The sequence below is a fragment of the Rhodococcoides corynebacterioides NBRC 14404 genome (genome assembly GCF_001894765.1).
Lineage (GTDB): Bacteria > Actinomycetota > Actinomycetes > Mycobacteriales > Mycobacteriaceae > Rhodococcoides > Rhodococcoides corynebacterioides.
Genome location: NZ_BCWV01000003.1, coordinates 238,048 through 246,958 on the forward strand (window position 1 = coordinate 238,048; position 8,911 = coordinate 246,958).

Genomic DNA, 8,911 nt, shown 5'->3' on the forward strand with positions numbered 1-8,911 from the left:
GTCGGCGTGGCCTGCGACGCGTGGTGCGTCAGGTCGCGCGTCCCCGGCCGACTCGACTCCGCGCTCGCGCCATGGCGTCGGCGAAATCGGTGGCCAGTTCGACGTCGGGGAGCGTGCCCAGGTAGTCCCGGACGATCGCGGACACCTTCTTGTTGACGTTGTCGACCAGGAACACCGGGCGTCCCAGCAGGGCGGCCAGAACGCCGCCGTGCATTCGGTCGGTCACGACCACGCGTCCGCGCCCCGGGCGCGCGCACGCCGCGTCGAGGTTCATGGCGGTGCGGTGATCCATCACGACGCGCGCTATCGGGTGGACCCGTCGACGTAACCACGGGAGTCGCCACACGCCGGCCTCGATCGCGGCGGATGCCCACCACTGGGCGTTGGCCGACGCTCCGAGCGACCAGTCGACCTGCTCCTCGTCGGGACGCAGCGCCGGCGGCCGCTCGACGGCTTCGGCGTCGCGGCGAGCGAGGACGACGATGTCCACCTCGGGCTCCGCCGGGGCGGTGACCGTCGCCCCGAAGGCGAGATCGGGACAGAACCGCACCGCGGTGGTCGGGAAGGCCTCTGCGGTGCGCTCCGCGCCCTCCCGGTCCCGGACGAGCACCGTCAGGTCCGGGTGTTCCTCGTAGATCGACCTCGTCGCCGCGAGCGCTCCCGCGTCCGTGAAGTCGAAGGACTGCGGGAGCTGGACGATGCGCCGGTGCGGGAAGTCGGCGACGACGCGCTCGCGAAACCATTGGTGCATGGGCCAGCGATCGCCGAAATTGCCGCCACCCAGCAACAGAATCGGGCCGGACGGTACGAGCTGCTCCAGCAACTCGGCGTCGTAGGTGTGGGGTGCACAGACATGGTCCACCGAGCAGCCGAGGGCGTTCAGGTATGCCGGAGTTCCCGAGTAGATCAGGTGGTCACCGGCGTTGAAGTAGTGAGGGTGGTCAAGCAGGGCGACAGGGGAGCGACGGACGACGTCCGCCAACGTCGCCCGCGTTGCATCACGCAGATCCTCCAGTGCCCCGACGCACATGCAAGCACCGTACGACCGCCGCGTGCGATCCACCATTGACCCGCGTCCCGGTCGTGTGATCGAGGCCACACCAGTCACTTCTGTAACATCGACGCGTCCCCCTACCCCACCGTGCCCCCGAAACGGAGTTCATCACCATGGCGTGTCGCGCCCGCTCACTGTTCGCCGCAGCCACGGTCGCATCCGCGATCGCCCTCGGTGGTGGCGTGGCGCACGCCGATCCCGTCCCGCCCGCCGCGCCCCTCCCCGGCGCGGCCGTGGACGTCCCCGGCGCCGACGACCCGTCGTGCGTGCCCAGCCCGAGCCACCCGAACCCGGTGGTCCTGGTGCACGGAACCTGGTCCAACGCCGGGGCCACGTGGTCCGAGTTGGCGCCCGAACTGCGCGCACAGGGCTACTGCGTGTTCGCGCTGAACTACGGTCAGCCGGCGCTGCTGGAGCCGGACAACCTGCTGCGTATGTGGGGTGGCGCGGACATCCGTGACTCCGCGAAACAACTCGCCGCGTTCGTCGACGCCGTCCGTGAGCGCACGGGCGCCGCGAAGGTCGACATCGTCGGCCACTCGCAGGGCGGCACGATGGCGCGCCAGTACCTCAAGTTCGAGGGCGGCGCCGACGTGCTGGACCCGGCGCGCAACAAGGTGGACAAGCTCGTCACCCTCGGTGCCACGAACCACGGCACGACCTACGACGAGAAGCAGTTGATCGGCAAGATCGCCGAACTCGTCGGCTTCCCGGTCCAGGACGCGGCAGCGGTCGCCGTCGGCCCGTCCGCCGTTCAGCAGATGGTGGGCTCGCCGTTCCTCGAGGTCCTCAACGCGGGTGGGGACACCATGCCGGGCATTACCTACACCGTGGTGGCCAGCCGCGACGACACCGTCTCGACGCCGCCCGAGAACACGTTCCTCACCCCGGGCCCCGGCGCGACCGTGTCGAACCAGTGGGTTCAGGACACGTGCCCCGGCGCCGCGATCGGCCACATGGGTCTGACGTCGAAGCCGGCGGCCGTCGCGCTCGTGTCGAGGGGGCTGGACCCGTCATACGTCGTCGATCCGGCCGTCGCCTGCTCGTAGGAGCCCGAGAAGCGCGCGTTCTTGCCGGACCACGCTCGCGGTGGCCGCTCGAGCTGCGCCTTGCCCCTCGATCCTCGACGGATACGTCGGACCGAGGCCGTCATCGATAGACTTGCTCACGAGTGGTCCGCACCGGCCGCCGGACACGGCCGTTCCGCGCAGAGACGCCGTGCCGGTGGTCGGTACCCGAGAACAGTGCGACGGGGATGTCGGTGTGAGCGAACGAAGCGCGTTGGGTACGTCCGATCATCTGTCCGTAGCGGACGAGCGGCAGCCGCGCCGTCTCCACTTCTGTACCGACGGTCAGGGCCCGCTGACGGTGCTCTTCGAGGCCGGTCTGGGCAAGTCACGGTCCACCTGGGCGCTCGTCCAGCCCCGGGTCGCCGCATTCGCGCGGACCGTCGTCTACGACCGTGCCGGTCTCGGCCGCAGCGACGCCACCGACGCACCGCGCACTTTCGAGGCCCTGCTCCGCGACCATCTGCGGGTGCTCGACACCGTGGTCGCCGGCCCGTGCGTCCTCGTCGGGCACAGCTACGGTGGGCCGATCGCACGACGCGCCGCAGCCGAACGACCGGACAAGGTCGTCGGGATCGTGCTGGTCGACGAGGTCAGCGAAGCCGCCGGTGCCGACCTCCTCCGCCGGGCGATGGGCGGCGCCGGGGTCCTGTACGGCGCTCAGGTGTGGTTGGCGCGCGTCGGGCTGCTCGGTCAGGCTCTCCGTCGCACCTACTTCCGAGCGCTCCAGGGAACTGCCCTGTGTGAGGTCGTCGCCGAATCCGGTCGAGTCGGCGCGGCCCGAGCGGTGCGCTCGGAATGGCAGAACATGATCGCCGGCATGCGCGCACTGGAAGCGACGGGACCACACGTGCCCGACATTCCCCTCACCGAGATCACGTCCAGGCGCAGCAGCACTCCAGAGCAATTCGACCGTGATTTCATCTTTCAATCGCACAAGGCGACGGTCGACGCCGTCACCGACGGACGGCACGTCTCGTCGCAGTCGCGGGATCACTACATCCAGTTGGCCGAGCCCGAACTGGTCGCGGCCGAGATCGAACGAACGTGTGAGCGCCTGCGCATTCGGTACTCCGCGTGAGCGGAGTGCATCAGATGCACCAGACACGGTTCTCGATGCTGCCCCGGATCTTCCCGTACTCGTAGGCCACGCAGTAGACCCAACGCCCACGGGACAGCTTGGTGATCCGCTGCGGGAGGAGCGGGTTTCGGAGCGACAGGGACACCACGATGTACGGGAACATCAGCGGGAAGTTGTATCCGCGGAATCCCAGTGGCTTGTGTTTGACGTGGTTGCGGACGTCCGCGCGACCGTAGGCGACCATCTGCTTCCACAGGCCCTTGTAGGTGTCACGGAGTCGGTAGTCGACGACCGCCTCGGGCGTATGCACCAGCTGGAACCCTGCGTGCTGCAGGCGCCACACGTAGTCGTTGTCCTCTCCGCCGCCGAGGTAGTCGACGTCGAAACCCCCGATGGCCTGGTGCGCCTTCCGAGTCACGGCCAGACTGGTACCGATCGCCGTGTCGAAGTAGCCCTCGACGTGCCACCCGTCGTCGGCACCCGGCATCGGCCGCCAGCCGGCCACCTCGGGAGAATTGATGCGGTCCACCGCGACGGTGCCGGACACCACGTCGGCGTCGGAGTCGCGGAACGCGGCGACGAGCTCGTCGATCCACTCCGGGCGCGCCGCGTCGTCCTGATCGGTGAACGCGATGATGTCCCCCGTCGCCGCCTCGACTCCGGCATTGCGCGCGGCACCGGTGCCGCGCGTCGCGGAACTGTCGATGACGCGGACCGGTACGGGACTGTCGCTCCACCGCCGCCGGACGTGCTCGTTCACACCGTCGGTCGACCCGTTGTCACTGAGGACGATCTCGAGCGGACCCGCGTACGTCTGTGACGTCAATCTCTCGATCTGAACGTCGAGTAACGGCAATCCGTTGAATACCGGAACCACGATCGAGACGGAGGGCAGATGCCGATCTTGGGTAGAAGTGTGGTTCTCGCTCACGCGTGCATTTTACCAAACCACTCGGTACGAACCGTAATTCTCCGACCGAATACATCCATTCGTACTACACCGGACCGAGTCGATTGGACACGCACGGCCGGCTGCGACTAAATGGTTCCCATGACGCACCCGACCCTCTCGGTGGTGGTGCCGACCTACAACGAGTCGGCCGTGATCGAGGCATGCCTCGACGCGCTCCTGGCGCAGTCCGACGACATTCACGAAATCGTCGTCGTCGACAACAACTCGCACGACGACACCGTCGCGAAAGTGAAGAGTCGCGCCGCCGCCCACGCCGACGCGACCGGACGAGACCCCGTCGTCGTCCTGCACGAGTCCCGCCAAGGACTGCCCTACGCCCGTGACACCGGCTTGAACGCCGCGACCGGTGACATCCTCGCCCGGATCGACGCGGACGCGCGGGTCGAGCCGGGATGGGCGAGTGCGACGCGGGAGTTCTTCGCGCGCCACGGCGAGACCTACGCGGCCGGGTCCGGCACATGCACCGCCTACGACCTGCCCTTTCAGGACAAGTTCCGGTCCGCTCAGGACGCCCTGTGCCGGACCGTGCACGAGAAACTCGCCGCGGGTGACGACGTCGACGCTCCCCGGTTGTTCGGCTCCAACATGGCGTTGACCCGCGAGGCGTGGCACCGGATTCGGCCCCACACCTCGACGCGCACGGACATCTTCGAGGACGTCGATCTGACGATCTGCGCCACCGAGGCGGGCATCCGCTGCGCGGTCGTCCCGGACGCTCGCGCCCTCATCTCCGGCCGACGGTTCAAGTCCGGCCCGGTCTCCTACCTCCGCTACAGCTGGTGCGATCAGCGCACGTTCGCGATGCACGGCCGAACGGCGGAACGTCGTCGAGCGATAGTGACACTGCTCACCGCGACGATTCCGTTCTATCTCGCCATGTGGGTTCCCTTTCGCCTGTGGAATCCGCGGACATCCCGGTTCGAGGTGCTCCACCTTTTCCGCTCGAACGACGAGTGAACGAATGTTTTCGGCGTCTCGAACCGACTCCGCGCCGGTTTCACCGAAATCGCGAGCAGCCGTCCGCTGCGCGATGACGTAACATCCCGCCCATGGATTTGCCCACGCTTTCCCTCGTCATTCCCGCATTCAACGAGGAAGACACCATCGAGTATCTGATCGACTCGGTGCGAGACCAGCTGGACGAATTCCACGAGATCATCGTCGTGAACAACAACAGCACCGACCGCACCGGAGAGATCCTCGCGCGCCTGGAGTCGGAGCTGCCCGTCCTGCGCGTGGTCGAGGAGTCGCGGCCCGGCGTCGTCATGGCCCGCAATGCAGGCTTCGACGTCGCCACCGGTGACATCATCGGCCGCCTCGACGCCGATGCCCGAGCCAAGCCGGGGTGGGCTCGCACCGTGCGCGAGTTCTTCGCGACCGCCGCCGACGACATCGGCGCCGGCACCGGCCGCTTCGATCAGTACGACATGCCGCTGCAGCGCGTCCACAAGTTCTTCCTGGACGTCGGCTTTCGCAACACCGGCGACGACCCCCTGGAGGTCCCCACGCTGTTCGGCGCGAACATGGCCGTGCGGCGCAGCACCTGGGCGCTGATTCGTCCCCACCTGCTCGACATCCCCGGCATCTTCGACGACCTCGACATCACGCTCTGCATCTCCGAGGCGGGCCAGAAGTCCGTCCTGGTGCCGGGCATGGACATCAGCGCGTCGGGCCGTCGAATGCTGTCGAGCGTCTCCAGCTACAAGAAGTTCGTCGAGTACATGCCCGCGACGTACGAGGCCCGCGGCATGCACGAGGAGGCGGAGAAGTCCAAGGCGGCGGTGCGCTCGATGCGGGTTCTGCACCTGCTGTTCTGGGTGCCGTCGCGCGCGTACAACCCGGTGACCGGCCACTACTCGCTGAAGCAGCTGTTAACCAAGCACCCCCAGCGCGTGCTGCCCTACGACGCCGCACGCTGACCGGTCCCGTCCGCCCCCACGCCTCGCGGCTCGCACCGAACGAAGCCGCCAGGTTGGTATTGTTCACAGTCATGACCCGATCCACTCGCCGCCTCGCAGCCACCCTCGTGATCCCTGCGTACAACGAGGAGGCGACCATCGGAATCTGTCTCGACCACGCATTGGCGCAGACGCGCCCCTTCGAGCGCATCATCGTCGTCGACAACTCCTCGACGGACCGCACCGCGGACATCGTGCGCGACTACCGTGCACGATCGCCCCGGATCGAGCTGATGACGGAATCCCGACGAGGTGTCCTCCACGCCCGTACGACCGGGTTCGACGCGGTGGACACCGACGTCATCGCCCGCATCGACGCCGATACGCGCCTGCGTCCCGAGTGGTGTGCGGCCGGGTTGGACCTTCTCGAGTCCGACGTCGACGAGAAGATGGGCAGCGTCACCGGGCCGGCCGTCTTCTACGACGCACCACTGCAGCGACGGGCCGAACGCAAGATCTTCGAGAAGTACCGCATTCCGGTGTCGTCGACGATCATCAGCGGCAACAACACGATGATCCGACGTGTGGCGTGGGAAGCCGCACGGGGCAGCCTCAGCGGGCGAACCGACATCCACGAGGACGGCGAGCTCGGCGTGTGGATCCGCAAGAACGGTTATCAACTGATCCTCGCGAGCTCGATGATGACGGACATTTCCCCCCGCCGGATCGGGTCGCCGCCGTGGCAGTCGATGAAGTACTACTGGGCCAACGTCCGGACTCACGAGGTCGCCGGCGACCCGGAACAGGCGCGGCGACTACGGCGGATCATGCCCCTGGTCGCGGTGTGGTCGGTGCTGCTCTGGTTCGTCTACGGAGCGTGGGACCCGACCGCGAAGCGGTGGACACTGCATCGCTTGCTCGTGTCGGGCGACCGCGTGTCCCCGCTGCAGTCGGACCGATCCGGCCGAGCTCTCCCGAACGGCTCGGCCGCGACGTCCTGACCGCGGGCGTCTGCCCGCCTTGCGTGCGTGTCGGCGGTTCGAACGTATGATCGATTTCTGTCGGTGGGTCGATCTACAGTGGGGTCATGTCGTCGGGGGGCGGCGGGAACGGACCCGCACACACAGCAGCAACACCGGTGGATGCACCGGTCTCACCGGTCACGGCCGCGCGGGCCGCGCTGAACGCGGCGATCGCCGACCTCGCCGCCCTCGACACCCGCACCACCGGACTCGAGGACCTCCTCGCCCTCATCATCGACTCCGAACGCGCCACCCGCGTCCTCACCGGCCTCGGCCAGACCTGGCTGCACCGCGCCGTCCAGGCCGGAGCGTTCACCGACACCGGCCTCACCTGCGCCGACGCCCTCTCCGGCCTCCTGCACATCGACCTCTCCGACGCCCGCACCCGCCTGCGCCGCTCGATGCTGCTCACCGAGCAGACCACCCTCACCGGCGACCCGCTTCCCGCCCGCATGCCCGGCACCGCCGCCGCCCTCCGCGACGGAGACATCTCCCTCGCCCACGCCAGCGTCATCGACACCGTCCTCCGTGAGCTCTCCCCCGCCGTCGACGCGCAGACCCGCGCCCGCGCCGAGGAGCAACTGGCCGACCTCGCCCGGCAGATCACCCCCGCCACCCTCCGCCGGGCCGCCACCCGCCTCGCCGGATGGATCGACGCCGACGGCGCCCTCACCGACCCCGCCGACCGTCGCCGACGCCGCTCCTTCCGCATCTCCGGCCCCGACCGGCACGGTATGTACACCGCCGTCATCGTCTGCGACGCCGAGGGGGCCGCCACCCTCGAACTCGTCCGCGACACCCTCGGCAAACCCGGCGTCACCCTCGACAGCAACGGCGACAGAGCCGGTGACAGCGAGAACGAGGTGGGTGACAGCGGCGACGGGGAGAACGGCAACGGCGACGGCACTCGCGCTGACGCCGCCGGCAACGGGAAGACCGGCGACGGGAAGTCCGGCGACGGGAAGACCGGCGACAGGACGACCGGCGGCGGGAAGACCGGCGACGGGAAGACCGGCGACGGGGAGATCGGCGACGGGGAGATCGGCGCTGAGGCCGAGACTGTTGCGGCGGCGGCGGAGCGGGTGCGTGATCCCCGCACCGCCGCCCAACGCGACTACGACGCCGTCTTCACCGCCATCACCCGCACCCTCGCCCGCCGCGACCTCGGCACCACCCACCGCGGACTGCCCATCTCCCTGATCCTCACCACCACCGTCGCCGACCTCGCCGCCCGCGCCGGACTCGCCCTCACCGCCGGCGGCACCGCCCTCCCCATCGCGGACCTGCTCACCCTCGCCGGCAACCACCCCGACGACCTCGACACCTGGCTGTGCATCACCGACCTGAACGATCGGCCCCTGCACCTCGGCCGCAGCCGCCGCACCGCCAGCACAGACCAACGCCTCGCGCTGTTCGCCACCGACCACGGCTGCACCTTCCCCGGCTGCACCGCCCCCGCCACCCGCACCCAGGTCCACCACGTCACCGACTGGGCCCACGGCGGCACCACCGACATCGAGTACCTCACCTACGCCTGCGACCGCCACCACCGCCAGATCCACACCGGACCCCTCGGCTGGGCCACCACCATCGCCCCACCCGGCCACCGCTGGGCCGGCCGCACCCTCTGGCACCCACCCGCCCTCGCCGACCCCACCAGAGAAGGCCGCGTCAACCACCACTTCCACCCCGGCGACCTCCTCCACGACCCCGACCCCGACCCCCGAGAACCCGGCAGCCCCTGACCGCCGGGGCCCGACCCCCATGCACGAGCACCCCGAACCGCAGTGCGGTTCGGGGTGCTGGTCGTGCGCTT

General features: G+C 68.9%; 8 protein-coding genes. 6 read left to right on the forward strand and 2 right to left on the reverse strand.

Annotation, left to right across the window (positions count from 1 at the left end):
* Positions 1 to 28 precede the first annotated feature (28 nt).
* Positions 29 to 1,030 (reverse strand): polysaccharide pyruvyl transferase family protein, encoded by a 1,002-nt coding sequence (locus RC2_RS06520; RefSeq protein WP_068151965.1) that lies wholly within the window; start codon positions 1,028 to 1,030, stop codon positions 29 to 31.
* Between the two features lie 137 nt (positions 1,031 to 1,167).
* On the opposite strand from RC2_RS06520, the gene RC2_RS06525 reads away from it, so the two are divergent.
* Positions 1,168 to 2,103, forward strand: coding sequence for an esterase/lipase family protein (locus RC2_RS06525; protein ID WP_068151908.1), 936 nt, complete (start codon positions 1,168 to 1,170; stop codon positions 2,101 to 2,103).
* 214 nt (positions 2,104 to 2,317) lie between these two features.
* Positions 2,318 to 3,202, forward strand: a complete 885-nt coding sequence (locus RC2_RS06530; protein WP_245811004.1) for an alpha/beta fold hydrolase — start codon at positions 2,318 to 2,320, stop codon at positions 3,200 to 3,202.
* A gap of 10 nt (positions 3,203 to 3,212) precedes the next feature.
* Here the strand turns inward: RC2_RS06530 and RC2_RS06535 are convergent, their stop codons facing one another.
* Positions 3,213 to 4,133, reverse strand: a complete 921-nt coding sequence (locus RC2_RS06535; protein ID WP_072681201.1) for a glycosyltransferase family 2 protein — start codon at positions 4,131 to 4,133, stop codon at positions 3,213 to 3,215.
* 120 nt (positions 4,134 to 4,253) lie between these two features.
* On the opposite strand from RC2_RS06535, the gene RC2_RS06540 reads away from it, so the two are divergent.
* From RC2_RS06540 to RC2_RS06555, 4 genes are all read left to right on the forward strand, one after another.
* Positions 4,254 to 5,132 (forward strand): glycosyltransferase family 2 protein, encoded by an 879-nt coding sequence (locus RC2_RS06540; protein ID WP_072681324.1) that lies wholly within the window; start codon positions 4,254 to 4,256, stop codon positions 5,130 to 5,132.
* Between the two features lie 92 nt (positions 5,133 to 5,224).
* Entirely contained in the window at positions 5,225 to 6,094 is an 870-nt protein-coding gene (locus RC2_RS06545) for a glycosyltransferase family 2 protein (protein ID WP_068151896.1), read from the forward strand.
* Positions 6,095 to 6,165: 71 nt separating this feature from the next.
* Positions 6,166 to 7,074, forward strand: a complete 909-nt coding sequence (locus RC2_RS06550; RefSeq protein ID WP_068151888.1) for a glycosyltransferase family 2 protein — start codon at positions 6,166 to 6,168, stop codon at positions 7,072 to 7,074.
* Between the two features lie 137 nt (positions 7,075 to 7,211).
* Complete coding sequence (locus tag RC2_RS06555; RefSeq protein ID WP_072681203.1) at positions 7,212 to 8,840, forward strand: HNH endonuclease signature motif containing protein; 1,629 nt, start codon at positions 7,212 to 7,214, stop codon at positions 8,838 to 8,840.
* Positions 8,841 to 8,911 lie beyond the last annotated feature (71 nt).

Bases quoted from the DNA above. Each gene is read 5' to 3' on its own strand.
- RC2_RS06520 (WP_068151965.1), bottom strand. From the start codon at position 1,030: ATGTGCGTCGGGGCACTGGAGGATCTGCGTGATGCAACGCGGGCGACG.
- RC2_RS06525 (WP_068151908.1), top strand. From the start codon at position 1,168: ATGGCGTGTCGCGCCCGCTCACTGTTCGCCGCAGCCACGGTCGCATCC.
- RC2_RS06540 (WP_072681324.1), top strand. From the start codon at position 4,254: ATGACGCACCCGACCCTCTCGGTGGTGGTGCCGACCTACAACGAGTCG.
- RC2_RS06545 (WP_068151896.1), top strand. From the start codon at position 5,225: ATGGATTTGCCCACGCTTTCCCTCGTCATTCCCGCATTCAACGAGGAA.
- RC2_RS06550 (WP_068151888.1), top strand. From the start codon at position 6,166: ATGACCCGATCCACTCGCCGCCTCGCAGCCACCCTCGTGATCCCTGCG.